We start from the raw sequence: 26,617 nt of genomic DNA on the forward strand, positions 1-26,617 counted from the left end.
GACGGAGGACCCGATGACCGCCCCCGCCAAGCACCCCCTCGCCGCGGCCGCCGACCAGCTGCGCGGCGACTACCCCGCGCTGCTCAACCTCGTCGCCTCGATCCGCGCTAGCACCGCAGGCACCATCGGCCGCTCGTCCACCGGGCCCGGCATCCCCGGTGGCGTCGATCACCTCGCTCTCAGCCGCGAGGTCCGCGACGTGCTGTGGGCCTACGCCGAGGTCGTCGACGACCGGCGCGACCTGCCCGAGGACATCTACAGCAACGCCATCTTCGCCAACGCCCGGTGGATCGCCGCCTACGCCGGCGACCTCGACGACTTCGAGGCGCTGCCGTGCGCTGGCCACGACGAGCCGACGGCGCACGCTTCGGTCACCGCCCACCTCGAGTGCCTGGCCCGGCGAGTGCGCAACCAGGTCGAGCCGCCCGGCGCACGGGAGTTCGTCGGCCCGTGCCCCGGCGACGGCGGCAGGTGCGGCTTGGACCTGCGGGCCTACGACAACGAGCCGGCGCACTGCCCCGCCGGCCACGTGCAGGACGCGGCCGCGGTCCGGTCGCAGGCGCTGGCCGGCGTCGCCGACAAGCTGCTCACCCTGCGCCAGGTCGCGGAGGTCGCGCCCCGGCTCACCGACCGCAGCATCACCCTCGAGTCCCTGCGGCTGCGCGTGAAGCGCGACCAGCTGCCCGTCCGCGACCACGACGAGACGGGCGCGGCGCTCGTACTGTGGCCCGACGTCCGCGCCGCCTACCGCCTGGGGTGACCGAGTGACCGAGCAGAGCGACACCACGGCCGTCGACCTGGCCGACGAGGCAGGTCTGCCAGAGGGCAGCGACCAGCGCTACGACTTCCTCGACGACGCGGAAGGGCTGGACATCAGCCGCTGGGAGGTGATGACCGAGGTCAAGGTGCGGCAGCCGGGCAGCCGCCTGTCGGACGACGACATGCGGTCCGCGGTCATCGAGGACCTCCTGCACGAGGTGGCGGACAAGCTGCGCATCGTGGTCAGCGCGGTAGCCGTCGACCCGGCTGACCACCCCGACGCGTGGCGGGCCCGCACCGTCACGGCGCCCGGCCGCTTCCTCCGCCTCGACGTCGACGACGAGTAGCCGCCGGCACTGGCTGTTGACCCAGGGGTGTGCGTATGCTGCGCATGCGCGCGCGGTGTCCCCCGAGGGGGCGCCGCGCTTCTGCGTGACGGGGCAGGGGGAGGGCGGAATGCCAGCCGGCCGCGTGTGCCCGGTGCCCGGCTGCCCGACCGTCACGTCGAGCGGACGCTGCGACGCCCACCGTCGCGAGCGTGACCGCGCCCGGCCGGCCCGCGGCCGCGGCTACGGCGCAGAGCACGAGGCCGAGCGCAGACGGTGGGCACCGAAGGTGGCGGCAGGGCTGGTCCGGTGCTGGCGATGCGGTGGCCCGCTCGACCCGAGCGACTGGCACCTCGGTCACGACGACGTCGACCGCACCAGGTGGCGCGGTCCCGAGTGCCCGCCGTGCAATCTCAGTGCCGCCGGCCGCGCCGCGCACCGCTAAGAACCGGGTGCACCCATTGTTGGCATTCCCCAAACAATGCGGTGGGAATGCATTTCCGAGGGGTGGGGGGACCCCCCGAGGCGCCACCTATCCTGGACCGCCGGGGAGGTCCCTCGCAGTCCAGAGACCCGAAAAGTTCCGTGCCAGAAAGGCGGCCGGGGCGTGGCGAAAAAAACTGCGGGACAGCGGGTCAAGAAAGGCCCTGCGCTGCAACAGAGTCCGACGCGCGGCGAGCGGCTGACGCGGGACCTCACTGAGTTGCACCCGGACCTCAGCCCGGAGCAGCTGCTCGTGCTCGAGGAGGCGGCGCGCACCGCCGACCGCCTCGACCAGCTGGACGACGTCATCGCCGGCCGCGGCGTGCTCGAGCTCATGCACTTCCGGTCGGTGCCCGAGCGCGACGGCGACGAGCGGCACGTCGTCATGACGGTCGACGCCGTCCTCGCCGAGGCGCGCCAGCAGCAGACGGTGCTCAAGCAGCTGCTCGCAGCGCTGCGGCTGCCCGACGAGGCGACCGGCAAGCGCCCGCAGCATCGCGGCGGCGCCCGCGGCGCCTACAAGCCGTCCGGCGGCGTCGGTGAGCGCGCTGCGGCGCGCACCGTGTCGTCACTCGAGCGCGCCCGGGCCCGACGAGCAGGAGGAGACGCGACGTCGTGAGCGCCGGCCGCCGCAGCACCGCCGCCCGCGGCTTCGTCCCGCTCTTCGACGGCCACGTCTGCTCGCTGGGCTACGACATGCTCGACTGGTACGAGGCCTACTGCTGCCACGGCCCCGGCGACGTGCAGGGGGAGCCGCTGGACTTCGACGACGAGGTCCGAGACCTCATCGTCGAGTGCTACCGCCTCGACCCGGTCACCGGCCGCCGGCTCTACAGCGAGGTCGTCTACTCCCGCCCGAAGGGGCGGTCGAAGTCGGAGACCGCCGGCGTCGTCACGGTGGGAGAGGGCTACGGCCCGGTGCGCTTCGACGGGTGGGACGCCAACGGCCAGCCCGTCGGCCGCCCGGTGCGCTCGCCGCTCATCAAGTGCCTGGCCACCGAGGAGTCGCAGGCGGGCAACACCTTCGAGAACGCCGCCTTCATCGCCGGCGCCTGGGGCCCCGACGAGCACCCCGAGATCTACGGCGGCACCGGCGGCGTCCGCCGGGCAGAGTCCGCCACCGCCGTCTACATCCCCGGCGGCGGGGAGATCCGCGCGTGCACCGCCGGGTCGGCCTCCAAGGACGGCGGCAAGGAGACGTTCGTCGTCCCCGACGAGTCCCACCTCTACGTGCTGCGCGAGCTGCGGCAGATGTACGCCACGGTCATGCGCAACCTGCCCAAGCGGCGCCTCGCGGAGCCCTGGGCCATGCAGACCTCCACGGCGTACCGCCCCGGCGAGGGCAGCGTCTTCGAGGAGACGCTCACGGCCTGGCGCAAGAAGACGCTCGGCCCCGAGGTGCACGTCGACCACCGCGAGGCCACCGGCCCGGTGCGCATCCGCGACCGCGCGCACACCCTGCGCCAGCTGCGCGAGCTCTACGGGCCCGCCATGGACCCCGCGACCGGGTGGATGGACCCCGAGGACGTCTACAAGGTCATGCTCGACCCGCGGAAGTGCCCGGACGACGCCACCGCCGCCCGGTACTACCTCAACCGCCCGATGAGCACCCAAGACGCCTGGATCGCCAAGGACGTCCACGAGGCCCAGACCCGACCGCGGCCCGCCCGCGACGGCCACCCGGCCGAGGACCCCGCCCCGTGGGTCGTCCAGCCCGGCGAGGCCATCACCCTCGGCTTCGACGGCTCCCTCAACGACGACACCACGGTGCTGCGCGGCTGCCGCATGTCCGACGGCTACCTCTTCCGTATCGGCGCCTGGCCCAAGCCCGACGGCGCCGCCGGCATCGGTTGGGTCGTCCCGCGCAGCGACGTGCTCGCGGAGATCGACCTGGCCTTCGCCCGCTACGACGTCGTGCGCGGCTACTTCGACCCGCACGAGTGGCGCTCGGACATCGACGCGCTCGCCGACCGGCACGGCGAGTCCCGGGTCATCGCCTGGGAGACCCGGCGCGACCTCGCCATGCACGCCGCGCTCGACCGGCTCCACGCCGGTCTGCGCACCGGCGAGATCTGGCACGACAGCGACCCGCTCGCCGCCGAGCACTACGGCAACGCCTACGTGCGGCGGAAGGGCTCGGCGCGCCTGGTGCGCAAGGAGACACCCAGCAGCGACCGCAAGATCGACTCCGTCGTCGGTGACGCCCTCGCCTACGAAGCGCGCGCTGACGCCCTCGCCGAGGGCTGGGGCGCCAAGAAGGACCGCCGCGTCATCGTGCTCAGCTGAGAGGAGGTCGCGGTGCCCCTGTCGGCCGACGAGACCCGCGACAACCTCAACGCGCTCACCGGGCGGCTGGGCCGCGAGAAGTCCGTGCTCACACGCCTGGACGCCTACTACGAGGGCACCCAGCGCCTCGAGCAGATGGGCATCGCCGTCCCGCCGCAGCTGGCCCGCTTCACCACGATGGTCAACTGGCCACGGGTGACGGCCGACAGCCTCAACCAGCGCTGCGGCGTCCGCGGCTTCCGCCTTCCCGGGCAGACCGGCACGGACGGTGACCTCGCCGACGTCTGGCAGGCCAACGACCTCGACGAGGAGTCCCAGCAGGCCCACCTCGACGCGCTCGTCTTCGGCCGCTCTTACGCCGCCGTCGGCACCCGCCACCCCGACGAGCCCGACGCCGACCTGCCGCTGGTCACCGTCGAGTCACCGCTGTGCATGACCCACGACGTCGACCCCCGCACGCGCCGCGTCACCCGGGCCCTGCGCAAGGTCCGCTCCGGCGACGTCGAGCTCGCCACGCTCTACCTGCCCGACGAGACCATCTGGCTCGAGCGCTCGCCCCGCACCCGAGGGTGGGAGGAGAAGGACCGCGACGACCACCAGCTCGGCGTCGTCCCCGTCGTCCCGCTGGTCAACCGCCCCCGGCTCGGCAACCGCTACGGCGTCTCCGAGATCGCCGACGTCATCAGCCTCACCGACGCCGCGTGCCGGGCACTGACCGACGCCCAGCTGGCCACCGAGGCGCTTGCCGTCCCGCAGAAGTACGTGCTCGGCGCAGCCGAGAAGGACTTCGTCGACCCGCAGGGCCGGCCGGTGACCAAGTGGGAGTCCTACTTCGGCGCCGTCTGGACGCTGATGAACGAGAAGGCGACCGTCGGCTCCTTTCCCGCGGCCGACCTCAAGAACTTCGAGACGATCGTCAACCACTACGCCAACCTCGTCTCGGGCGTCTCCGGGCTGCCGACCCGCTTCTACGGGCAGTACACGACCAACCCCCCGTCCGAGGGGTCGATCGTCGCCGACGAGACCCGCCTCATCCAGAACGCCTACCGCGTGCACGTCCAGGCCGGCGGCTTCTGGGAGAGCGTCATGCGGCTGTGCATGCGCCTGGTCTACGGCGAGTGGGACCCCGACCTCAAGCGGATGGAGACGCTCTGGCGCTCGCCGGAGACGCCCACCCGCGCTCAGCAGGCCGACGCGGTGCAGAAGCTCGCTACCACGGTCATCAACGGGGTGCCCCTGGTGCCGCTGGAGATGGCCCGCGAGAGCCTCGGCTGGTCCGAGGCCGACCTCGCCAGGGCCCGCGAGCTGGACGACAGCGGCCTCGAGCGCGACCCCGTCATGCGGGCGACGCGCGCGCTGAGGGACACCACCACGGCTCCGGCCGGTGACCAGCCCGCCGTGACCGCCTGAGCGACGGAGGTGGCCGGTGGTGCTGCCTGACGCCGTCTCCGAGCACTACCGCACCGTCCAGCGCACCCAGCTCGTCGTGGCCACGTCGATCGCCTCGCTGTGGGCGCGTGTCGGCGAGGACTTCGACGCCGGCTGGGACCCCGTCGCCGACCAGGCCTTCGAGCTCGTCAGCGCCGGCCAGCTGGCGGCCGCAGCGTCCGGCGCCGGGTACGTCGCCGAGGCCATGGCGCAGCAGCGCGACGGCGGGTCGGTCCTCGGCCGGGTCGTACCCGACGAGCTGGCCGGCGTCGCCGGCGACGGCCGCCCCCTCGAGGGGCTGCTCCGCGCCGGCGTCATCGAGGCGAAGCGAGCCGTCGGTCGCGGCCTCCCCGCCCATCGCGCCCTGAACGTCGGCGGCGACCGGCTCGCTCGAGCCGCCCGCACGGCTGTGGCCGACGCCGGCCGGGCCGCCGCGTCGGCCGCCGTGGCCGCGACACCCGACACCGGGTGGACCCGCATGGTCAACCCGCCGTGCTGCTCGCGGTGCGCGGTCCAGGCAGGCCGCTGGTTCCGCTTCAACCAGGGCTTCCAGCGGCACCCCCGCTGCGACTGCGTGCACGTGCCCACCCGCGAGGTCGCCGCCGGCGACGTGCGCACGAGCCCCCGGGCGCTCTTCGACGCCATGACGCCCGCCGAGCAGGACCACGCCTTCACCCGCGCCGGCGCAGCCGCCATCCGCGACGGCGCCGACATCGGCCAGGTCGTCAACGCCCGCCGAGGCGCCTCCGGCATGGCCACCGCGCAGCGGCTCACCACGGCGGAGCGAGAAGCGCTGCAGGGAGGCCGCTCACGCGGCCAGCTGCAGCGCGTCGACGTCTTCGGCCGCCGGCTCGCCATCACGACCGAGGGCACCACCCGCCGCGGCGTCGCCTACAGCTCGCTGGCCCGCCGCGGCGGCCGCGGCAGCGACGTCCGCGCCGACGGCGCCCGGTACTTCAGCGCCCGCGCCCCCCGGCTGATGCCCGAGGGCATCTACGAGGTCGCCACCAGCCGCGAGGACGCCGTCCGGCTCCTGCGCGCGAACGGCTACCTGCGCTGAGGCGCACCACAGACCACCCGCCACCACGGCGGGGACGCGCCCACGCCCGGCGCTCAACGGGCGGAGCACCACCCGACGGGGTCACGGAGGCACCACATGAGCAAGCGACTCACCGGCATCCGCACTGGGCTGTTCCTGCGCCTGGTCGAGGGCGAGCCCGGCGGCGAGCCCGCCGGCGGCGGCGCGGGCAGCGGGGGCAACCCGCCGGCCTTCGAGGCCGTCACCTCGCAGGAGGACTTCGACCGGCGCATCGCCGACCGGCTCCGCCGCGAGCGGGAGAAGTTCGCCGGCTTCGACGAGATCAAGCGCAAGGCCGACGCGTACGACGCGGCCGAGGTCGAGAAGCAGTCCGACGTCGAGAAGGCGAACGCGCGCGCCGCGGCCGCCGAGCAGCGCGCCACCGAGGCCGAGGCCAAGTCGCTGCGCCTCGACGTCGCCGCGGCGAAGGGCGTCCCCGCGGGGCTCGTCCCGCGGCTGCACGGCGCCACCCGCGAGGAGCTCGAGGCTGACGCCGACGCGCTGCTCGCACTCCTGCCCCCCGCGACCGGTGGCGGCACCGGCGGCACGCCGCCGCGGCCGCGGCCGGACAGCACGCAGGGGTCGTCGACGCCCGCGCGCGACAACGGCTCCCCGGAGCGGCGCGAGCAGATGTACCGGGCCCTGGGGCGTCCCGTCCCCAGCGCCTGACCAGCCACACGCAGCGACCCGCTGACGGTGGCGCGCACGACCACCACGACCACCACAACGACAGCGAGGAGCTGACGTGGAAGGCATCGCGCAGACGCGCACGGAGTACGGCAGCGGCAACCGCCGCTGGCTCGGGGACCTCCACGGTCTCAACAGCACCGAGGGCGGCACGCTCAACGGCGCCCTCTTCCCCGCCGGGACGTTCCCCGACGGGCTCGTCCGGTCGGGCACCGACCTCGGCCGGGTGACCGCGTCGGGGCTGCTCGGCCCGTACGACAACGCCGCCACCGACGGCCGCCAGACCTGCGTCGGGCACCTGGTCTCCGACCAGGTCGTCACGGCGACCTCGCGCAACGACGCGGCCCTGCTCAACCACGGCGCCGTCGTCCGCACGTACCTGCCCACCGGCTCCGGTCACGACGCGGCCGCCGAGGCCGACCTGCCCGGCATCCGCTACCGGAACGCCTGAGGAGGGCTGAGACATGCGCATCGTCACCGACCTCGTCGACCTGCAGGGCCTCACGGTCGACATCCGCGCGCTCGCGTTCCCGGAGAACGCGCTCGAGCGGCACCTGCCCACCGTCGTCGGGGAGACCGTCGACTACCGCTTGGCCGAGGCCGGCCGGTACAACCAGGCGACCGTCGTCCGCGCCTTCGACACCCCCGCGCCGCTGATCAGCCGCCCGGGCGTCGTCGAGACGAAGGGTGGCCTGCCGGCCATCTCGGCCATGGACGTCATCACCGAGACCGACAGCATCCGCGCGCGGCGCCTCAACGGGCTCAGCAACGCGGACGCCTTCGCGCCCACGGTGCCCGGCTCGGCGGCCCGCACCACCCAGGCGGTGCAGAACAAGTACGAGCTGCTCCGCGGGCAGGCGCTGTCCACCGGCGGCATCTCCATCGCCGAGAACGGCGTCGTGCAGGCGGTCGACTTCGGTGTGCCGACGGCCAACAAGTTCGTCCGCCCCGTCGCCTGGACGAACACCTCCGCCGACATCGTCAACGACCTGGTCACCTGGCACCAGCAGTTCATCGACTCCTCCGGCGGCCCCGCCGGCGAGATCGTCACGAGCTCGCGGGTCTTCCAGCAGGTCCTGCGCAGCCCCTCGGTGCGGGCGCTGTTCTCCCCGCAGCCGTCGGTCGTCACCCCGGACGCCGCGCGCTCGATCCTCGCGGCCTACGGGCTCCCGCCGATCGTCACCTACGACCGGCGCATCGAGGACGCGGCGGGGACCCTGCAGCGGGTCATCGCCGAGGACCGGGTCGTCTTCCTGCCCGGCGACGGCGCCACCGTCGGCCAGACGCAGCTCGGCATCACCGCCGAGGCCGTCGAGCTGGCCTCGCGCGGCGTCCTCGAGGCCGACCTCGCCCCCGGCCTCACCGCGGTCACGTACGTCATCGAGAACCCGGTCAGCACCGCGGTCCTCACGGCGTCCATCGGCCTGCCGGTCGTCCAGCGTCCGCGCTCCATCGTCACCGCCACGGTCCTCTGATGGCGGCGACCGACGGCGGCGGCCAGCGGCTCAAGGGCACGCTGGCCGCCCGGCACCCCCGGACGGACGAGCTCAGCACCTTCCCGCCCGGCACGCCCCGCGAGGAGCTGCCGAGCTGGGTGCAGGTCGACGACGGCGCCTTCGACGGCGAGCCGGCCCCCGCGCCGGCACCTCGCCGCCGTCGCCGCGCCGCCGCGGCCGCCAGCCCGCCCGAGAGCGAGGCGGGCGGCCAGGACGACGTGGGCGACGCGGACGACGTGGACGACCCGGAGGGCCACGACGGCTCCGAGGGCGACGACGACGGTCAGGACCCCGCGGTCGAGGTGAGCTCGGAGGACGGCCAGGAGCCGCCCTCGGAGCCCGCGACGACCGACGAGGCCCCGCCCGCCAAGGCGACCCGCAAGAAGCGCTGAGGAGGAGCCTGTGGCCGCGCTCGCCACTGCCGAGGACGTCTCCCGCCTCTGGCGGCAGCTCACGCCCGCGGAGGGTGAGCGCGCCACGGGCCTCCTCGAGTTCGCCACCGCCAAGCTGCGCCAGCTGCTCCCCGAGGTCGACAGCTGGCTCGACCAGGGGCTGGTCGACCGCGACCTCGCCCGGATGACGGTGGCCGAGGCCGTGCGCCGCGTGCTGGCCAACCCGCACGGCGCCCGCGCCGAGAGCATCGACGACTACAGCTACACCCGCGACGGGTCGCTGGCGTCGGGCGAGCTGCACTTCACCGACGCCGAGCTGCTCTCCCTGCGCCCGACGTCGGTGACCTACGGCGGCGCGGGCGGCGCCTTCACGATCATGCCCGGGCGCTGGGCATGATCGACGGCGTCCTCATGGCCGGCCGCGCGCTCGCCGAGTCGCTCATGGAGGACCGGTGTCGCCTCGAGCGGCCGCCGGTCGAGCCGCTGGGGGACCTCGACGAGGACACGGGGGAGCACGTGCCTGCCCCCCCAACCGTGCTGTGGTCCGGGCCCTGTCAGGTGCAGCGCCCCGGCGTGGACGTGGCGACCCCGCAGGCGGGCGAGGCGCGCGCCTCCGTCGAGGCGGTCGTCGTGAAGCTCCCGGTCGCGGTGACCGCCGCCGACGTCGGCGACGTCGTAGTCGTGGTCGCTAGCCGAGACCCGGCGCTGGTCGGGCGCGAGTTCGTCGTCGAGTCCGACCCGGCGAAGACCTTCGCCACGGCCCGCAAGCTGCGCTGCTCGGAGGTGACCTCGTGAGCGTCGAGCTGGACAGCAGCGAGGTGCGGCGGCTGTCGGCCGACCTCGGCCGGCTGCCCGACGAGGCGGTCAAGAAGGTCAGGGCCACGATGAGCCGGGCCGGTGTGAACCTCACGGCGCGGATGCGGTCGGAGGCCACCGGCTCCGCCCGGCTGCGCGGTGTACCGGCGTCGATCGGCTACGACGACGTCGTCGGCTCTGGCACCGTGGTCGGCGTCGACGTCGGCCCGGAGATCGGGCGGGCGCAGGGCTCGCTGGCGTGGGTCGGCTACGACGGCACCGCGACGTCGGGCCCCGTGTTCCCCGACCCGCAGGGCGCGCTCGAGGACGAGGCCACGACGCTCGAGCAGCACATCCTCGACGCGGTCGCCGACCTGTGACGGCCACGACGGTCCCGGGCGCGGTGCTCGACCAGCTGCGCGTGCTCGTGACGAAGCCGGTGTACGACGGCCACGTCCCCAAGGACACCAAGGGGCAGCCCCGCGACGACGAGTACGTCGTCCTGTGGGCCTCGCCCGGCGTCCGCCGCAGCGACGACCTCGCCGGCCAGCTGCTCGAGCAGGACACCCGCTTCCAGGTCTCCTGCGTGGGCGTCTCCGCCGCCCAGGCCCGCTGGCTCGCGCAGCGTTGCCGCGACGGGCTGCTGACGTGGTGGCCGGAGGTCACCGGGATGCGGCTGGACCGCCCCGAACACGAGTCGTCCAGCCCGACCCGCCGCGACGACGACCTGCCGTCGCCGCTCTTCCTGGCCGCGGACACCTACGTCGTCCGCGGCTTCCGCACGTCCCCGTGAGCCAGGAGGCCACCGTGAGCACCACCGACGACTCCCCGCCGCGTGACGCCTCCGGGCGCTTCACGTCGACGCCCGAGGCGCCCCAGGACGGCCCGCCGTTCCTGCTGCAGCCGCCCCCGCCCGGCGCCCCTCCGGGGCCGCTGACCGACGACCCGCACTACCGCGACCGCGCCGACACGGCGCAGGAGGGCTGATCCCATGCCTCGTCTCCTCGACTCCGGCATCCTGCGCTACCAGTGGGTGCCCGGCACCGCCGGGCTGAGCACCCCGGCGGCGCCCAAGGTCAGCGACCTCACCGCCGGGACGACGGCGGACATCACGCCGCTGTGCGTCGCCGGTGCGACGAGCGTCGTGGCCGCCGCCTCCGACACCAACGACGAGAAGTCGCTGGCGGACACCGGCAACGGCCAGACGCCGACCTTCGACAACTACAGCGGCAACCTCACGCTCTTCCGCGACTTCGACGACCTCGCCGTCGCCACGGACGAGGACCCGCTCGAGCTGTTCCCGCGCAAGGGCATCTACGGGTGGATCGTCACCCGCGTCGGCCCGCCCCGTGCCACGGCCTTCGCCACCGGCCAGGTCGTCTCCGCCTTCCTGTTCTGCACGGACAACCCGATCGACCTGGCCACCAACCAGTCGGGCGCCGTGAAGATCCAGGTCCCGCTGCTCCCGCAGGGGCAGATGCACCAGTTCAAGAAGCTGGTCGCCTGAGACCTCCGGGAGGCGGCGCGCCTGGCGGCCGCCGCCTCCCGGAGCACCACCGTGCCGCCAGGACCCAGCCGCCAGGAGGTCCCCCATGGCCACGCTCACGCTCACGATGCCCTCGTACAACGACCGCCTGTGGCTCACCGAGCAGCCACGCTGGCTGACCTTCCTCGGCGCCAACGACCTCGACCCGAACGACGTCGTCGCGTCGGTCGACGGCATCGAGCTCTCCGTCGTCGTCGACGAGGACGCGGCCACGCTCACCGCGACGTGCTTCGTGCACGACGCCGCCGGACACCGGCAGATCGACCCCGCCGGCACCGGCTCGCTCAAGGAGCAGCGCACCGTCCCGCTGCGCTCGCACCCGCGCGACCACGCGCTCGCCTGACCCGCCCCGCCGCTCCACCCAGCCGCCAGGAGACCCCATGCCCGAGCCCGTCGACCTCGAGGCCTTCCTCGAGTCCCGCCGCCGCCTCACCCGCACCGTCCAGTTCCACCGCGCCGACGACCTTGCCGAGCGTCAGGAGGACCTGCAGCGCCGCACCGACGCCGCCGAGGCGGCCGTCCGCGCGCAGCGCACCGGCGACGCCGCCGTCGAACGCTCGATGGACGAGCCGGACCCCAACGCGCAGCTGCGGGACCTCGACGCCGAGTGGACCGCGCTCGCCGCCGAGTGGGACGAGCGGGGCAGCTCCGTCGTCGTCGAGGAGCGCACGAAGGCGGAGCTCTCGGCGCTGACCCGCCCGATGCGCCGGCAGTACGAGAAGGACCTCGCCAAGGCACGCAAGGCTGGCGGCGACGGTGCGCACCTGCGCGAGCAGCACGCCGAGCAGATGCTGCTGACCCAGCTCGTCGAGTGCCTCGTCGAGCCGGCCTTCACCGTCGAGCAGCTGACGACGCTGCGACGCTCGAGCGTCGCGGGCGAGAAGGCCGTCGACCAGATGTGGAACGCCGTCGTGGAGGTCTGCGCCATCCCGGCGGGCCCTTTCTCGCGGCAGCCCTCGCCCACCCCCGCTGGGGACTCCTCCGCGCCCAGCTGAGGACGGCGCGGGCCAACGGCATCCCGCTGTCGACGCTGCTGCACGGCGGCCGCCCGAAGTGGCGGCGGACCGACCGGGCCCTGCAGGTCGCGCTGACGCTCTACGAGGACTCCCTGTGCACGTGCGGGCACCCGCGCGACCGGGCGTGGAACGACGACAGCGACGGCCACTGGGAAGTCGCCGAGCACATCTGCCAGGCCTGCGCCGCGCGCGACCGGGCCCGCACCACCGAGGGCAAGCGCCCCGACGGCTCGCACGTCGGCATCTACGACGCCGACCCCGACCGCGAGCTGAGGCCGATGGCCTGACCCCTCTCCCGACCTCGACAGCCGGGAGGGCTCGCCCATGGCCGACCGCAGCGTCGTCCTGCGTCTCCGCGCCGAGGTCGGTGCGTACAAGGCCGCGATGGGCGAGGCCACCAAGGCCACCGACGCCTTCGGGGACTCCGCCAACAAGAACAGCGTGCAGGCCTCCTCCGGCCTCGCGCAGGTGGTCGAGTCGGCCAGCAAGCACGACGAGGCCTGGCGCACCGTCGGGACGACGCTGCTGGGCGTCGGCACGGCCACGGCCGCCGGCGTTGGCCTGGCCATCGCCAAGTACAGCGAGTTCGACGCGGCGATGTCGGCCGTGCAGGCCTCGACAGGCGCGAGCAAGACGTCCCTCGTCGAGCTGCGCGAGGCGGCCCTGCAGGCCGGCGCCGACACGCAGTTCTCCGCCACCGAGGCTGCGGGAGCCATCGAGGAGCTCGCCAAGGCGGGCGTCTCGACCGAGGACATCCTCTCCGGCGGCCTCAACGGCGCCCTGGCGCTCGCGGCAGCCGGCGGCATCAGCGTCGCCGAGGCGGCCGAGGTCGCCGCCAGCACGCTGACGCAGTTCTCGCTGTCGGGCCGCGACGTCGGCCACGTCGCCGACCTGCTCGCCGCCGGCGCCAACAAGGCGCAGGGCGGCGTCGGTGACCTCGGCGCGGCGCTCAACCAGTCCGGCCTGGTCGCCTCGCAGTTCGGCCTGTCGGTCGAGGAGACCGTCGGGTCTCTCGCCGCCTTCGCCTCCGCCGGCCTGCTCGGCTCCGACGCTGGCACGTCCTTCCGCTCAATGCTCCTGCGCCTGGCCAACCCGGCCAAGGAGACGCAGGAGACGATGGACGCGCTGGGCATCAGCGCGTACGACGCCCAGGGCAATTTCGTCGGCGTCGCCGACCTCGCGCAGCAGCTGCAGGACCGCCTCGGCGGGCTCACGCAGGCGCAGCGCGACGCCGCCCTTGCGCAGATCTTCGGCTCCGACGCCATCCGCGCGGCGAACATCCTCTACACCGAGGGCGCCGAGGGCATCAACGGGTGGGTCGCGGCCGTCGACGACAGCGGCGCGGCCGCCGAGACCGCGGCCGCCCGGACCGACAACCTCCGCGGCGACGTGGAGCGGCTCGGCGGCGCCTTCGACACCGCGCTGATCCGCATCGGCGCCTCGGCCGACGGCCCGCTACGCGCCGTCGTGCAGACCATCACCGACGTCGTCGACGCCTTCGGCTCGGCGCCGCCGGCGGTCCAGTCGACTGCCCTGGTCCTGGGCACGCTCGTCGCCGCGGCGTCGCTGGCCAGCGGCGGCTTCCTGGTGCTCGCGCCGCGGATCCTCGAGACCCGAGCCGCGGTCAACCAACTCTCGACCGACATGCCTCGGGCCACCGGGGCCCTGAAGACGCTCGGACGGGCCACCAGCATCGTCGGCGGCGTCGTGGCCCTCGCCGGCGCGCTCATCGCGCTCGGCGTCGCCACCCGCGACGCCGGAGACCCGCAGGGCGTCAACGAGCTCTCGCGCTCCCTCGACCGGCTCGCCGAGGACCGCGACTTCTCGGGTATCGACGACGCCTTCTCGGACTTCGGCTCCGGGCTCTTCGGCATCGGCGAGCTCAACAGCCAGATCAACGGACTCGACGACGCCATCACCCGCGTCTTCAACCCCACGACCGAGCAGAGCATCAACGACTTCCTCAGCGGGCTCGTGCCGTCGGCGGCCGCCTCGACGGAGCTCGGCTCCCTCAAGGCCGTCTTCGACGACATCGACGAGAGCCTCGCCGGGCTCGTCTCTTCGGGGAACGCCGAGGCCGCGGCGGAGCAGTTCGCCGTCATCGAGGAGCGGATGCGCGCCCAGGGCGTGTCCGCCGAGGACGCCGCCCGCCTCTTCCCGCTCTACGCCGACGCGCTCATCGGCGCCGAGGAGGCCGCTGCCGGGGCCGGTGAGGGCGCGCAGGCGGCCGCCGGCGGCATCGACGCGGCGGCCACATCGGCGGAGCAGGCGCAGGCCTCCCTCGAGGGCTTCCAGGACGCCCTGGACCAGCTGCTCGACCAGGCCTTCGGCGTGGAGGAGGCGACCGACTCGCTGACGGGCGCCTTCGCCGAGCTGGCGGAGAACGCCTCGGGCTACGAGCGGACGCTGTCCGGCACGTCGGAGGCCGCGCTCGCCAACCGCGAGAGCGTCCGAGGCCTGGTCGAGGGCATCTTCGAGCTGGCCGACGCGCAGGCCCGCGGCGGCGCGAGCAGCGAGGAGCTCGTCGGCTCGCTGCAGGCGCAGCGCGCCGGCCTCGAGGACGCCCTGACGGCCATGGGCTTCTCCCGCGAGGAGGTCCAGCGGTACGCCGCGGCGATCGACCCCGCGACGGTCGCGGCGCAGGCGCTGACCAAGGCGACGAAGGAGATCCCGGCGCAGGCGGCGACGGAGATCTCCCAGCCAGGCATGCCGCAGGCGCAGACCGACGCGGCCGCCCTCAAGCGGGGCACCGAGGCCATCCCCGACCAGCGGCGCACGTCGATCAGCCAGCCGGGTATGACCAAGGCGCAGGCCGACGCCGAGGACTTGCGCCGCCGCACGCAGGCCGTCCCCGACGGCCAGGCCACCCGATTCACCCAGCCGGGCATGCCCGGGGTGCTGGGCGATGCGACCGACCTGCGGCTGCGCGTCCTGCAGGTGCCCGGGTCGAAGTCGACGACCATCTCCGCGCCGGGCGCCACTGCCGCTGCGTCCCAGGCCCGATCGGTCAGGGACGCCGTCAACGGCATCCCGTCGCTGAAGACGACGACGATCCGCACGGTCCGGGAGACGGTCAACCGGACGGTGCAGGGCTCGTCGGTCCGTTCGACGGAGTTCGCCGCCGGCGGTCTGGTGCTCGGCGACCTCGAGCGTGCCGTCCGGCACTACGCAGGCGGGGGCACAGACATCGCCGACGGGCACCTGCCCGAGCTCGCCATGGCGGGCGGTCCTGTGCGGGTGTGGCGGGAGCCGGAGACGAAGGGCGAGGCCTACCTGCCGCTGGCCGACGACTGGCGGCGCCCGGGCGCCCGGGCCATCGCCGAGCAGGTCGTCGACATCTTCGGCGGCCGCGTCGAGTGGTTCGCCGCGGGAGGGCTGCGGCCGGGCGAGCAGACGAGCTACGTCCCGCCCGCGCTGGCGGCGTCGGGTGCTCGAGGGCCGTCGGGCACGTCGGTCGCCGTCCAGGTCGACGCCCGTGGCGCCTACGACCCGGAGGCGGTGGCCAGACGCACCGCGGCCCGGGTGCACGACGTCGTCCAGCTGCTGCGTCTGTGAGGGGGTGACAGGTGGTCGCTGGCCTCTTCATCGCGGCCCCGACGGCCCCGGCGCCTCCCGCGCCGGAGTCGTCGGAGGTCGGCCGCGTGTCGCACACCTGGGTCGGCTGGGACGGATCGGTCTGGGACCTCACCGGCGACCGGGTGCCCACCGGGGTGCTGCTGCAGCGCGGCGCGCGGGCGCTCGGCGCGCCGGTGGTCGAGCACCACCTCTCGCGCTCGCCGGCGCTGCACGGAGCCCGGTGGCGCGGCGGCCACGTCGACGTCCGCGAGGTCTACTGGCCGGTCAAGGTCTACGCCGGGCCCGGCCAGGAGTGGCTGGACTACGACTCGGCCTTCTGGCGGACCATGCGCGCCGACCAGCCGGGCACGTGGGTCGTCACCCAGCCCTCCGGCGAGCAGCGCTCGCTGCGCTGGCGCTTCGTCGACGACGGCGGCCACGCCGTCGAGGCGCCCGGGGAGGCCTTCGGGCAGCAGCTCTACGGCATCCGCGGCATGGCCGAGCAGCCCTTCTGGGAGGGCCGCTCCGTCGTCGTGCCGCCGCTGGGGAACCCGCCGCGCCGCAACTTCTTCGGCGGCGGAGATCCCGCGCTGCGCGGGTACGGCCCGCCCTTCTTCATCGGCTCCGGCGCCTCGGCGTCGCGGGCCCGCATCGATAACCCCGGCGACCACGACGCCTGGCCGGAGTACGTCATCGCGGGCCCGGTCACCTCGGCGACCGTCGGCCTCGGCGGTCGCCTCGTCGAGGTCCCCCTCGTGGTGCAGGCCGGCCGGGCGCTGGTCATCGACACCGCGCCGGACGCGCAGTGGGCGCTCGAGGGCGACCTGGCCCTCGACGAGTCCGGCGGCCCCCAGCTCGACGAGGAGGGCCGCATCGTGGTGACCGACCTCGCCGTCCCGGGCGGCCCGGGCGACCGCACCCGCGAGCTCGGCTCCCGCGTGGAGTGGGCGCCGGTACCCCCGGGCGCTCGGGTGCCGCTGCAGACGGCCATCGTCGGTACGGGCGCCGTGCAGCCGTCGCTCACGCCGCTGCACAACCGGGCGTGGTGAGCATGGGCTCTCCGTACCGTCAGGCCACCGCCACGGCGCTCGCAGCCCGCCCTGCGGCCCCCGAGATGACCGTGTGGGTCTACAACCGGGTCGGGCGCCGTCTCGGCTCGGTGGGCGCCCCGCGGCTGGTCTCCGGGACGCTGCGCGACGGCGTCGAGCCGTCGACCGTCCGCCTCGAGGTCGACCTCGACGACCGGCTGGCGGCCGAGCTGCAGGCGCCGGGCGCGCGCGTCGAGGTGCACCGCGAGGACCCCGCGCTCGACGAGCAGTACCTGTCCGGCGGGTGGATGAAGGCCACCGAGCCGACCAGCGGGCCGGACAGCGCGCTCGGCGTCGACATCGAGGACTACGAGGTGGTCCTGCGCGACCTGCTCGCCTGGCCCGTCCCGGCCGCCGCCCTGGCCGCGCAGAACCGTGAGCAGTGGCGGATGACCGGGTTCCTCGAGGACATCGCCAAGGCGCTGATCCGGCAGAACGTGGCCCGCTCGACGCGGCGCGTGCCGATCTTCGTGGCGCCGTCGCTCGGCCGCGGCCGCCGCACGACTGTCGTGGCCCGCATGGAGGGTGTCGACGAGGTGCTCCTCGTCCCGCTCGAGCAGGCCGACCTGCGCGTCGTCGTGCGGCCCGCCGGTCCGCCCGAGCACCGCACGGGGCTGCTCGTCGACGTCGTCCCGCGGACCGTCTACCCGAAGCGGCTGACGGAGGCGGCGGGCATCGTCATCACCTCCGCTGGGCGGGTCGAGGCGCCCGAGGCGACCCGCGTGGTCGCCGGCGGCGGCGGGGAGGGCGTCGCCCGCGACTTCCGCTCGCTCGTCGACCCCGACCGCGAGGCGGCGTGGGCCCGGGAGATCGAGCGCTTCGTCGACGCCCGCGACGCCCGCTCCGAGCTCGACGAGGCCAACCGCGAGCTCGAGCAGGCCCAGGAGGCCGAGCAGCGCGCCAACACCGCCTACGGCGAGGCGCGCAACGAGCAGCGCCACGAGGAGGGCGCGAAGTACGCCGGCGTCCAGGCCGCCGACGTCGCTCTCGTGCGCGCCGAGGCAGCCCGCGACCGGCTGCCGTCGACGGCCACCGCCGAGCAGAAGCAGGCAGCGGCCGACGTTGTCACCGAGAAGACCGAAGACCTCGCCGCCGCCCGCAAGGACTACTCCGACACCGTCACCGAGCAGACGTCCCGAGTGCGCGAGGCCATCCGTGAGCGGGACGTCGCCGCTGCTGAGACTCGCCGCGCCGCCTCGGCCGCGGCCGCGCTGGTCGCGCCCTACGAGGCCGACCTCCTCGCGCGGATGCGCGACCGCCTCGCCGAGGGTGCGCCGAAGGCGAGCGTCTCCGTGGCGCTGTCGGAGACGGCGACGTTCGCCTACGGCAAGGCGGGTCTGGTCATCGGCGCCCGCGTGACCCTCGGCCTGGCTCGTGGCGTCGACGACGTCGTCGAGCGGCTCCGCTCCGTGGAGTGGGCCTGGGCGCCCGGCGCCGCGCTGACCCTCACCCCGCAGATCGGTGAGCGGCCGCCCGACCTCGAGGACCGCTTCGTCTCGTCCATCCGGCACGTCGCGCGCGTCGTCGGAGCCGTCGCCGCCGCCGTCCGCCAGCAGCAGAGCAGGAGGTAGTCGTGGCCATCACGAGCACCGGGTACAACGGCGAGGTCGACTACGTCGCCTTCTCGCAGTGGCAGCTGGCGCTGGGCGACGAGCACGGCGTCGAGGGCAGCACCGACCTGCGCGTCACGCCCGTGGCGGGCAAGGAGCGCACCGTGGCCGTCGCGCCGGGCGCCGCGTACGGCTGGGGCGTCCGCGACGTCTCCGACGCCGTCGTCGAGCTGCAGGCACCCGCACCGTCGGGCACCGCGCTCGTCTGGCACACCGTCGCCGTCCGCCGTGACTACGCCGCCCAGAGCACGAGCCTCGTGCTCGTGCAGTCCGCCGCCGGCGACGGGCAGGCACTCGCCGCCGCGCTCGACGCCCAGAGCGTCCCGGGCGTCGTCACGCTGCAGGGGCTGGCGACCTTCTCGGTCCGTGGCGGCGTCACCGCGGTGCAGGCCGTCGTCGACCACCGCCGCCGCACCACGAAGGTGCGCACCTCCCCGACGCTGTCCGGCCTCGGCCGCCCCGGGCCCGGCCTGGTCGGCATGCTCGACGGCGAGGCCTGGCTGTGGCGCGCCGAGCTCGTCGCCGGCAGCTGGACCTGGCAGCGCCAGCGCGACCCCGTGCAGGGCTCCTTCGGCCCGACGTACGTCGGCGGCGTGCTCGAGTCGCTGCCCGCCTCCCGCACCCACCGGGTCGGCAGCGCCGGGCACCCGTCGTGGCGCTCGTGGCCCTTCCCGACGCAGTTCCTCGGCTACGTCGACGTCCCCAACCAGAACCGGCCCTACCGCCTCGTCCTGGACTTCAACTTCGTCGCCGGCACCGGCGGCACCGGCTCGCGCTTCGCCTACTTCGCCCGCGCCGGCTCGGCCGACGCGCCGAACCTCGGCGAGTCGATCATCGGCGGCGACGCCGGCCCCGAGGCCGACGTCCCCCAGACCCGCCGCCTGGTCGTGGCCACGCCCACGGCGCAGGTCTTCACCGGCGCGACCCGCGTCTACCTCGTCGCGGAGCGCTCCGGCGACACCCAGGGCGAGGTCGCCATCGTCCAGGACCTCCTGCGCGCCACCCCGGTCTACGCGGACTGACCACCGCCCCACCCCAGCGCGCCCGCGACCGCGGCCCGCGCCCCTCCGTCATGCCCAGAGGAGACCCGCGTGGCCGCGACGACCTTCGCCCCCGACGGCACCCCGCTCTACACCTACGGCGGCGGCGTCGCGCTCGCCGTCGGCGAGGACACCCTCGCCCGCGGCGCCACGTGCGTGCTGCGGGAGAGCCCCGCTGGCGCCGTCGTGCCGATGTACGACCTGCGACTGCAGCGGATCGACAGCGTGCGCACCGGCGAGGTCACCGGCGCCTTCCCCGGCTTCTACGCCGCCCGCCCCACCGGCGTCCTCGACGCCGGCTCGGTCCAGCTGCCGATCTCCTCGACCGAGGCCATCGAGGCAGGGCTCAGCGCCGAGGCCCGCGCGGCCTCGCTCGAGCAGGTCTTCGAGCGGCTGCTCGCCTCTCTCGGCGGCTACGTCACCGACGCCGAGCTCGAGCAGCGCCTGTCCGGGCTGAGCACGGGCGGCGGCACGACGACGGTCGACACCCTCGGCGGCGCCAGCGACCTCGCCAAGCTGCTGCTGCGCGACACCACCCGCGAGGAGATGCGCTCGCGGCTGGCAGCGGGCACCTCCTCGCTCGCCCTCGGCACCTCGTCGACGACGGCGAAGCGCGGCGACTACAAGCCCGCGCTCGAGGACCTCGACGGCTCGGGGACGGCCGGCCGCCAGCTGCTGGCCAGCGGCACCGTCGAGGACGCGCTGCGGGTTCTGGGCGTCACCGCCGGCAGCGGCGGGGGCACGGGCGGAGCCAGCGTCGCGGCGGTGCTCGCCGCCGTGGGCGAGGTCTCCTTCGACGAGCTCGGCGGCGACGACAACGCCCGCGTGACGGCGATGAACGCCTACCACCGGTCGCACGGCGGGCGGCCGTCGAAGACGGTGCGGCTGCCGGCCCGGCAGATCGACACCAACGTGCCGATCCTGCTCTACAGCGGCCTGTCGATGGCCGGCCGCGAGGGCCCCGCGCGGGAGTTCCAGCGCGGGACCATCTGGAACTGGCAGGGACCCGCCGGCTCGTCCTGCCTGGCCTTCCCCTCCGACGCGCAGACCAACCAGAGCTACCCGTCCGACGGCTCCCCGCGCGACATCACCATGCGCGGCATCCAGTTCCAGGGCGGCGCCTCCACGCACTGGATGCCGAAGAACAGCATGACCGGGCAGGACATCGCCGGGAAGACGCTCTGGTACTGCGAGTTCAAGGACTGCGGCTGGAAGAACTTCTCCACCGTCTGGTGGGGCTACGTCACCGGCTGTTCCTTCGCCACCGGCGTCTCGCACTTCCAGGCCATCGGCGACACGGCCATCTTCCTCGGCGGCTCCGAGACGACGGTCTTCGGCAACGACGGCTACTCCTTCGCCGCGAGCTCGACGTCGACGCAGACGGCCACGCCCTTCATGCGCTCGATGCTGTCGAAGTCGACCGTCGGCCGGTGCATGATCACCGCCCGCGGCGCCGGGTGGGGCCTGACCATCGAGGGCGGCTACAACTCCACCTTCGACCAGCTCGCCATCGACGCGCAGAACTCCTCGCGCATCAACGGCAAGGCGCTGCTGGTCACCGGCGGCGCCGGCCACGTCATCTCGTCGCTGTCGGTCAAGGGCGCCATGGCCGCGCCCTCGTCGACCGCGTCGGCGCTCGACCGGGCCTTCGTCGTCGTGACGGGCGGCTCCCAGCTGCTCCTCGAGCGGCACAAGCTCACCCGCCGCGAGACGTCCTACGCCGCCGACCAGCCCGTCGTGCACGTGGCCTCGTCGCTGGCCGACCGCGCCCTCGTCATCGGCGCCGGGACGTACGACGGCTTCATCGACCCGGCCGCCGTGCGGGTCGCCCGTGCCGACCAGGTCCTGACGACCGACCCGCGCGTGCGCTTCCTCGTCGCCGCCTGACCCGCCCGACGAGCAGGAGGAGGACCACATGGCAGGCGCTCTGCTCACCGGCTCCGGAGACACCTCGAGCGCGACGGCGGCCTCGGGCACGTCGATCACGGTGCCCCGCCCGACCTCGACGGTGGCCGGGGACCGCCTCGTCGCGGTCGTGCACGGCCGCAACAACTCCGGGCCCTACACGGCCCCGCCGTCTGGGTGGGTGCTGCTGGGCCACCCCGCCGAGACGACCGTCGGCTGGGTCGGCGTCTACGTCCACGAGGTGCCCTCCGGCGGCCCCGCAGCGTCCTGGGTCTGGGCAGGCGGCTCGGGCCGCCACACGGCCGTCGTGGCGCGCTCGCAGGACCTCGCGCCGATCAGCTCGCTGGTCGACGTCGTCGGCGCGTACACGACGCTGATCCAGGCCAGCACCGACCCGCGGGTCGTGCTGTCGGAGGTCGTGACGTCGGAGTCGCACACGCTGCTGCTGGCCGTCGCCAGCATCAACACCACCGACGCCTCCCCGACCCGGCTCGTGCCGCCGGCGGAGATGACGACGGTGGGCTCGGTCAACACGGCCACCGGCGCCTCGGACACCGGCCTGACCGTCGCGCAGGCGCTGCAGGTGCCTTCCGGGGCCACCGGCACCCGCACGTTGCGCCCGCCGGCGAACACGCCCGCCGGGAGCGTCGGCTCCGGCATGGGCTGGCTGCTCGCGCTGAAGACGGTCAACAAGCCGTCCATCGCCGACACGACGGCGCCGACCATCAGCATCGCCGAGCCGGCCAGCGGCCAGGTCGTCGCCGGGACGGTCACCATCTCCGGGCTCGTGGCCGACGACGTCGGCGTGGACTACGTCGACGTCACCGTCGGCGGCGTCGCGCTCGGCCGGGCCACCATCGCCGGGAGCACCTGGACCCGGTCGTGGGACACCACCGCCCGCGGCAACGGCTCGGTGACCATCTCGGCGACCGCCCGGGACACCGCGGGCAACACCGCCTCGGCGACCCGCTCGACGACCGTCGCCAACGGCTCCGCCGGCGGCTCCCTCACCCCGCTGGCGCTGGCACCTCGGGACCGGCCGCGCGACATCGCGCAGATGGACGCCGACCTCGACGTGGTGCTGGCCTGGCTCGACGCGAACGGGCTCTGACGTGCGCGACCTCCGCCAGCTCGACCGGCTCCTGACCGGCGCGATCGGCCGCCTGACCGTCGCCTCCGGCGGCGGCCGCGCCGCCCGCCTCGCCATGGTCTACGGCGTCGACAAGCCCCACGACGGCCTCGCGGGCATCCCCGCCGGCACGGCGATGGTCGACCACCCGAACGTCACGACCCTCTTCATCGACGAGGTGCCCGCGCGGCCCTTCGTCGGGGTCCGCTTCAACGTCCGCGTCGTCGTCCGCTGCGACGTCTCCTCGTTGGGGCAGCCGCTGTTCCAGGCCTGCGAGCTGCGCGGCTCCGCGACGGCGCCGACGTCGGACCAGGCGCTGCTCGACTGCACCCACGCGCTGTGCAAGGGCGTCGAGGTCGAGGACAGCCTCTTCCGCCCGCAGACGCCGACGATGTTCACCTCGGGCGTCCTCGGCCACGACTTCGTGATCCGCCGGTCGGTCTTCGAGCACTGCGTCGACGGCTTCAGCTCCTACAACACCAACGCCGGCACCACCGACTACGACGTCCGCGTCCAGGTGCTCGGGTGCATCGCCCGGCTCGCCGCGATGTGGAAGGTCCCCACCACCCGGCACGCCGACGGCGTCTCCCACAACGACGTCCTGGGCCAGCTGCAGGGCGGCAAGGGCGCGGTCGTCCGCGGCTGCCTCGTCGACGGCACCCCCTCGTCCACGGTCGGCGACCAGGACGCCGTCACCCCCGGCGCCGGCCGCCGGTGCCTGTCCGCGGTCCTCATCTCCTCGCTGCACCCCGCCGACGGCGCGGTCATCGACCGCAATTGGCTGTCCAACACAAAGTTCGGCGTCGAGGCCGACGGCGCGGCCGACCTCACCGGCACCGGCACGGTCACCGGCAACCGGCTGACCAACCACGTCGTCCCGATCAACCTCGACGCCACCCAGCGAGCCGGCTTCACCGTCTCGGCCAACGTCGACGGCGCCACCGGCGCAGCGATCGGCGCGACGTACCAGGGCGGCGGCACGAGCACCACCAACGGCACCTACGGCGCCACCTACGGCACCCTCACCTACTAGGAGACGACGACGTGGCGCTCATCGACCGCTTCCCGCTGCTCAAGGCCTTCCGCGACGCCGTCCCCACCCAGCGGCCCGCCGACACCGCCCCCGCCGGCGACGACCTCTTCCGCGCCCAGCGCGCCACCGACACCCTCATCACCGTCGCCGACGCGCTCGAGCTCGCTGACGTCGTCACCCTCGCCCGCACCGCCGACCTCGAGGCCTCCGTCGCCGCGCTGCGCCAGCAGGTCGCCGCCCTGCAGAACGGCACCGGCGACCGCACCTCGCCGGTCGTGGCCATCACCGCCCCCACCTCCGGTGCGACCGTGCAGGAGGTCGTCACCGTCCGCGGCACGGTCAGCGACGACGTCGCCGTCCGCGACGTCCGCGTCTTCGCCGGGTCGACCAACCTCGGCACCGCCGCCATCGACGCGGCCGCCGGCACCTGGGAGCTGCGCTGGCCCACCGCCGCCGGCGCCAACGGCGCCGTGACGCTGCTGGCCGTCGCCACCGACACCTCCGGCAACGAGTCCCGCGCCAGCATCACCACGACCGTCGACAACTCCGTCCAGGTCGGCCAGTTCTCCGCCGCCCCCTCGTGGGTCAACACCACCGCGCTCGCCGGCCCGATGGACGTCCCCGACTGGACGCCCACCCGCTCCTACACGCTGCCGAACCTGCCCGCCTCCGGCCGCGACATCACCTCGGCGTGGAACGCCGCCTTCGGCTCCTCCGGGTCCGTCCAGCACGGCGACGAGGTCCTCATCCCCGCCGGCACCTGGCTGCGGTCCAACCTCGACATCCGCAAGGAGGTCGTCGACGCCTCCGGCGCCGTCGGGCGCTACCGCATCAAGTTCGGCACCGCCTCGACGAGCGCGCCCGCCACCTTCGAGTCCTACTCCGACACCGAGCACAGCCTGCGCGTCTACTCCAAGAGCAACGTGCACGCCGTCTCGGCGGTCAAGGGCAAGAAGCTCGGCGTCTTCCGCGCCCTCGGCGTCGCCGGCCGCGGCGACAAGAACGAGGGCGGCATGGCCACCCTCGCGCTGCTCGGCGCGGCCGGCTTCCGCGGCCAGGACCTGCTCTTCGAGGGCGCCCGCGCGGCGGGCTTCTTCGCCTACGTCAAGGCCGTCAACTACCTGCTCAACCGGGTGCGGTTCGCCGGGTCCAAGGCCGACGCCATCCACAACGCCGGCGGGTCCTCCTACGGCGCCTTCGTCGACTGCGAGTCCGACGACCACGGCGACGACGGCGTGGCGATCGTCCACTACGACAAGCGCGACTCCATCGACGCCCAGCCCCACCACATCGAGGTGCACCGCCACCGCGTGGGCCCCAACGCCCACGGCCGCGGCCTGGCCGTCATCGCCGGCCGCGACGTCTTCGTCCGGGGCCTCGACGTCACCGCCTCGGCGGCCGCCGGCATCATCGTCGACCCCGAGGTGCCCGGCGGGTCCAACGCCCGCGTCGTCTCCCAGAACGTCCTCATCCAGGACGTCCGGCTCTCGGGCTGCAACTGGCACCCCAAGGTCGACCACGGCTCGGTGTTCTGCCGGAACCCCACCACCGAGACGGCCGTGACCAACGTGGTCATGGAGTCGGTCACCATCCGCGACGCGCACCCCCTGCGCAGCGCCATCCGCGTGCTCGGCCCGGGCACCTTCTCGCTGGTCATGCGGGACTTCACCTTCCTCGGGGGGAAGAGCTCGAGCCCCACCGTCGGCGGCAACAACGTCGGCTCGAACGTCACGACGTCGGGCTTCAACGAGACGGGCGCGTCGACCTCGGCCGTCTCGATCACCCCGCCGTCGCTGGTCTTCGAGACCCCGGGCGAGCGGGCCACCATCTCCGGCACCCTCGCCGGCGGCCCGAAGAACGCCGACGGGTCCGCCGCGGCGACCGACGCCACCTACCTGATGACCAACAAGGAGATTCAGGGCAAGGCCGGCGACACCCGCGGCCTGGCCCGGGTCGTCGTCACGCTGCGCCGCGCCGACGGCTCCGGCGCCACCACGACGCTGCTGGACAAGACCTCCGGCTTCGACGACAACGGCGCCTTCTCGGTGCCGTCCTTCGCCTCGACGTCGGTGGCCGACGGCGAGTACGTCATCACCGGCACGGCCTACGGCACCTCCGGCCTGTCGACGACCAAGAGCGTGCGCGTCGCGGTGCTCAACACGGTCGCCACGGCGCCCACCCCGACGCCGACCGGCGGCCGACCCTCGGTCACCGCGGCGCCGTTCTTCGACAACGACGCGGTCGCCTCCGGCACCGTGGGCGCCTCCGCCGCCGGGCTGTACGACTCCACGGGCAACGGCCGGCACTTCGTCCAGCCGTCGACCGCGCTGCAGCCGCTCGTCGTCGCCGGGCCCCGCAGCGGCCAGAAGGCCGTGCAGCTCGAGGGCGCGTACCTGCGCCTCGCAGCGTCGGGCATCGCGGCCGGCCAGCAGCGGGTCACCGTGGCCATGGTCGTCCGCTTCGACGGCCAGACCGGCCTCAACCGCCCTGGCGTCATCTCGGCCGCGGCGGCCGGCGCCGACGACTGGAACCAGACCACCGGCGCGTGGAACAGCAGCGCCCCGCGGCTGTCCACCGACACGGCGCTGACCTCCGGCACCGTCGGCGGCTCGGTCGTGGCGACCAACGACTCCGCCTACACCCCCGCCTCGCCCGTGCCCTTCGGCCGGTGGGTGCTCATGGAGTGGGAGGTCGGCACCGACGGCTCCCCGGCGCTCGTGCGCGTCGACGGCGTCCAGGTCGGCTCGCTCTCCGGCCGGACGCTGTCCGCCGGCCTCGCGCTCGCCTCGTGGTCGCTGGCCAGCCGCACCTACGCCAACGGCTTCCTGGACCGCTCGCGCATCAGCGTGACCCGGCTCATGGCCTGGCCCGGTGGCCGGTCGACGACCGAGCGGTCGGCGGTCCTCGAGTGGGCCCGCACCACCTACGGCGTCGCCAGCACCTGACGCCCAGCGCGGGGGCCGCC

General features: G+C 74.3%; 27 protein-coding genes. All 27 read left to right on the forward strand.

Going from position 1 to position 26,617, the window contains the following annotated elements; translation table 11 throughout:
* Window positions 1-13 precede the first annotated feature (13 nt).
* The 27 genes from EDC03_RS02745 (at window position 14) to EDC03_RS02880 (ending at window position 26,597) form a co-directional block, all read left to right on the forward strand.
* On the forward strand, window positions 14-760 hold the full coding sequence (locus EDC03_RS02745) for a hypothetical protein (RefSeq protein ID WP_123378601.1): 747 nt from the start codon (window positions 14-16) through the stop codon (window positions 758-760).
* 4 nt (window positions 761-764) lie between these two features.
* Window positions 765-1,106, forward strand: coding sequence for a hypothetical protein (locus tag EDC03_RS02750; RefSeq protein WP_123378602.1), 342 nt, complete (start codon window positions 765-767; stop codon window positions 1,104-1,106).
* A gap of 682 nt (window positions 1,107-1,788) precedes the next feature.
* Window positions 1,789-2,187 carry a hypothetical protein gene (locus EDC03_RS02760; protein ID WP_123378604.1) on the forward strand — a complete coding sequence of 133 codons (399 nt, stop codon included), beginning with the start codon at window positions 1,789-1,791 and terminating at the stop codon, window positions 2,185-2,187.
* Complete coding sequence (locus EDC03_RS02765; protein WP_199719866.1) at window positions 2,184-3,854, forward strand: hypothetical protein; 1,671 nt, start codon at window positions 2,184-2,186, stop codon at window positions 3,852-3,854. Before EDC03_RS02760 ends, EDC03_RS02765 begins: the two co-directional genes overlap by 4 nt.
* A gap of 12 nt (window positions 3,855-3,866) precedes the next feature.
* On the forward strand, window positions 3,867-5,264 hold the full coding sequence (locus tag EDC03_RS02770) for a phage portal protein (protein ID WP_123378605.1): 1,398 nt from the start codon (window positions 3,867-3,869) through the stop codon (window positions 5,262-5,264).
* A 16-nt stretch (window positions 5,265-5,280) separates the two neighbouring features.
* Entirely contained in the window at window positions 5,281-6,342 is a 1,062-nt protein-coding gene (locus EDC03_RS02775; RefSeq protein WP_123378606.1) for a hypothetical protein, read from the forward strand.
* A 96-nt stretch (window positions 6,343-6,438) separates the two neighbouring features.
* A complete protein-coding gene (locus EDC03_RS02780) occupies window positions 6,439-7,029 on the forward strand; it encodes a capsid assembly scaffolding protein Gp46 family protein (protein WP_123378607.1) in 591 nt (196 codons plus the stop codon).
* 76 nt (window positions 7,030-7,105) lie between these two features.
* Window positions 7,106-7,498, forward strand: coding sequence for a head decoration protein (locus EDC03_RS02785; protein ID WP_123378608.1), 393 nt, complete (start codon window positions 7,106-7,108; stop codon window positions 7,496-7,498).
* Between the two features lie 13 nt (window positions 7,499-7,511).
* Window positions 7,512-8,522 carry a major capsid protein gene (locus EDC03_RS02790; protein WP_123378609.1) on the forward strand — a complete coding sequence of 337 codons (1,011 nt, stop codon included), beginning with the start codon at window positions 7,512-7,514 and terminating at the stop codon, window positions 8,520-8,522.
* Window positions 8,522-8,935 (forward strand): hypothetical protein, encoded by a 414-nt coding sequence (locus tag EDC03_RS02795; RefSeq protein ID WP_123378610.1) that lies wholly within the window; start codon window positions 8,522-8,524, stop codon window positions 8,933-8,935. The genes EDC03_RS02790 and EDC03_RS02795 overlap by 1 nt, the downstream gene beginning before the upstream one ends.
* 10 nt (window positions 8,936-8,945) lie before the next feature.
* Window positions 8,946-9,332 (forward strand): Gp19/Gp15/Gp42 family protein, encoded by a 387-nt coding sequence (locus tag EDC03_RS02800; protein WP_123378611.1) that lies wholly within the window; start codon window positions 8,946-8,948, stop codon window positions 9,330-9,332.
* Window positions 9,329-9,730, forward strand: coding sequence for a DUF6093 family protein (locus EDC03_RS02805; protein WP_123378612.1), 402 nt, complete (start codon window positions 9,329-9,331; stop codon window positions 9,728-9,730). The genes EDC03_RS02800 and EDC03_RS02805 overlap by 4 nt, the downstream gene beginning before the upstream one ends.
* Window positions 9,727-10,110: a hypothetical protein gene (locus EDC03_RS02810; RefSeq protein ID WP_123378613.1), complete on the forward strand. Its 384-nt coding sequence runs from the start codon at window positions 9,727-9,729 to the stop codon at window positions 10,108-10,110. Before EDC03_RS02805 ends, EDC03_RS02810 begins: the two co-directional genes overlap by 4 nt.
* Window positions 10,107-10,523 (forward strand): hypothetical protein, encoded by a 417-nt coding sequence (locus EDC03_RS02815; protein ID WP_123378614.1) that lies wholly within the window; start codon window positions 10,107-10,109, stop codon window positions 10,521-10,523. Before EDC03_RS02810 ends, EDC03_RS02815 begins: the two co-directional genes overlap by 4 nt.
* Before the next feature lie 14 nt (window positions 10,524-10,537).
* The gene (locus EDC03_RS02820) at window positions 10,538-10,717 is read left to right on the forward strand and encodes a hypothetical protein (RefSeq protein WP_148057993.1); all 180 of its coding nucleotides are present in this window, start codon (window positions 10,538-10,540) and stop codon (window positions 10,715-10,717) included.
* Window positions 10,718-10,721: 4 nt separating this feature from the next.
* The gene (locus EDC03_RS02825; protein ID WP_123378616.1) at window positions 10,722-11,237 is read left to right on the forward strand and encodes a phage tail tube protein; all 516 of its coding nucleotides are present in this window, start codon (window positions 10,722-10,724) and stop codon (window positions 11,235-11,237) included.
* A gap of 85 nt (window positions 11,238-11,322) precedes the next feature.
* The gene (locus tag EDC03_RS02830) at window positions 11,323-11,619 is read left to right on the forward strand and encodes a hypothetical protein (RefSeq protein ID WP_123378617.1); all 297 of its coding nucleotides are present in this window, start codon (window positions 11,323-11,325) and stop codon (window positions 11,617-11,619) included.
* 37 nt (window positions 11,620-11,656) lie between these two features.
* A complete protein-coding gene (locus tag EDC03_RS02835; protein ID WP_123378618.1) occupies window positions 11,657-12,271 on the forward strand; it encodes a hypothetical protein in 615 nt (204 codons plus the stop codon).
* Window positions 12,175-12,579, forward strand: coding sequence for a hypothetical protein (locus EDC03_RS02840; protein WP_123378619.1), 405 nt, complete (start codon window positions 12,175-12,177; stop codon window positions 12,577-12,579). The genes EDC03_RS02835 and EDC03_RS02840 overlap by 97 nt, the downstream gene beginning before the upstream one ends.
* Before the next feature lie 37 nt (window positions 12,580-12,616).
* Window positions 12,617-15,847: a phage tail tape measure protein gene (locus EDC03_RS02845; RefSeq protein ID WP_123378620.1), complete on the forward strand. Its 3,231-nt coding sequence runs from the start codon at window positions 12,617-12,619 to the stop codon at window positions 15,845-15,847.
* Window positions 15,848-15,858: 11 nt separating this feature from the next.
* Window positions 15,859-16,896, forward strand: a complete 1,038-nt coding sequence (locus tag EDC03_RS02850; RefSeq protein WP_123378621.1) for a hypothetical protein — start codon at window positions 15,859-15,861, stop codon at window positions 16,894-16,896.
* A gap of 65 nt (window positions 16,897-16,961) precedes the next feature.
* On the forward strand, window positions 16,962-18,506 hold the full coding sequence (locus tag EDC03_RS02855; RefSeq protein WP_158674179.1) for a Gp37-like protein: 1,545 nt from the start codon (window positions 16,962-16,964) through the stop codon (window positions 18,504-18,506).
* A gap of 2 nt (window positions 18,507-18,508) precedes the next feature.
* Window positions 18,509-19,567, forward strand: coding sequence for a hypothetical protein (locus EDC03_RS02860; protein ID WP_123378623.1), 1,059 nt, complete (start codon window positions 18,509-18,511; stop codon window positions 19,565-19,567).
* A gap of 69 nt (window positions 19,568-19,636) precedes the next feature.
* Window positions 19,637-21,472, forward strand: a complete 1,836-nt coding sequence (locus EDC03_RS02865) for a hypothetical protein (RefSeq protein ID WP_123378624.1) — start codon at window positions 19,637-19,639, stop codon at window positions 21,470-21,472.
* Between the two features lie 28 nt (window positions 21,473-21,500).
* Window positions 21,501-22,601 carry an Ig-like domain-containing protein gene (locus EDC03_RS02870; protein WP_123378625.1) on the forward strand — a complete coding sequence of 367 codons (1,101 nt, stop codon included), beginning with the start codon at window positions 21,501-21,503 and terminating at the stop codon, window positions 22,599-22,601.
* A 1-nt stretch (window position 22,602) separates the two neighbouring features.
* Window positions 22,603-23,652: a hypothetical protein gene (locus EDC03_RS02875; protein ID WP_123378626.1), complete on the forward strand. Its 1,050-nt coding sequence runs from the start codon at window positions 22,603-22,605 to the stop codon at window positions 23,650-23,652.
* A gap of 11 nt (window positions 23,653-23,663) precedes the next feature.
* Window positions 23,664-26,597, forward strand: a complete 2,934-nt coding sequence (locus EDC03_RS02880; RefSeq protein WP_123378627.1) for an Ig-like domain-containing protein — start codon at window positions 23,664-23,666, stop codon at window positions 26,595-26,597.
* The last annotated feature ends 20 nt before the right edge of the window (window positions 26,598-26,617 follow it).

This window comes from Pseudokineococcus lusitanus, from assembly GCF_003751265.1.
Classification (GTDB): Bacteria; Actinomycetota; Actinomycetes; order Actinomycetales; family Quadrisphaeraceae; genus Pseudokineococcus; species Pseudokineococcus lusitanus.

What these genes read in the sequence shown, in the direction of transcription:
- EDC03_RS02830 (WP_123378617.1), top strand. Translation starts at nt 11,323, where the DNA reads ATGGCCACGCTCACGCTCACGATGCCCTCGTACAACGACCGCCTGTGG.
- EDC03_RS02745 (WP_123378601.1), top strand. Translation starts at nt 14, where the DNA reads ATGACCGCCCCCGCCAAGCACCCCCTCGCCGCGGCCGCCGACCAGCTG.
- EDC03_RS02790 (WP_123378609.1), top strand. Translation starts at nt 7,512, where the DNA reads ATGCGCATCGTCACCGACCTCGTCGACCTGCAGGGCCTCACGGTCGAC.
- EDC03_RS02870 (WP_123378625.1), top strand. Translation starts at nt 21,501, where the DNA reads ATGGCAGGCGCTCTGCTCACCGGCTCCGGAGACACCTCGAGCGCGACG.
- EDC03_RS02845 (WP_123378620.1), top strand. Translation starts at nt 12,617, where the DNA reads ATGGCCGACCGCAGCGTCGTCCTGCGTCTCCGCGCCGAGGTCGGTGCG.
- EDC03_RS02805 (WP_123378612.1), top strand. Translation starts at nt 9,329, where the DNA reads ATGATCGACGGCGTCCTCATGGCCGGCCGCGCGCTCGCCGAGTCGCTC.
- EDC03_RS02835 (WP_123378618.1), top strand. Translation starts at nt 11,657, where the DNA reads ATGCCCGAGCCCGTCGACCTCGAGGCCTTCCTCGAGTCCCGCCGCCGC.
- EDC03_RS02795 (WP_123378610.1), top strand. Translation starts at nt 8,522, where the DNA reads ATGGCGGCGACCGACGGCGGCGGCCAGCGGCTCAAGGGCACGCTGGCC.
- EDC03_RS02780 (WP_123378607.1), top strand. Translation starts at nt 6,439, where the DNA reads ATGAGCAAGCGACTCACCGGCATCCGCACTGGGCTGTTCCTGCGCCTG.
- EDC03_RS02855 (WP_158674179.1), top strand. Translation starts at nt 16,962, where the DNA reads ATGACCGTGTGGGTCTACAACCGGGTCGGGCGCCGTCTCGGCTCGGTG.
- EDC03_RS02825 (WP_123378616.1), top strand. Translation starts at nt 10,722, where the DNA reads ATGCCTCGTCTCCTCGACTCCGGCATCCTGCGCTACCAGTGGGTGCCC.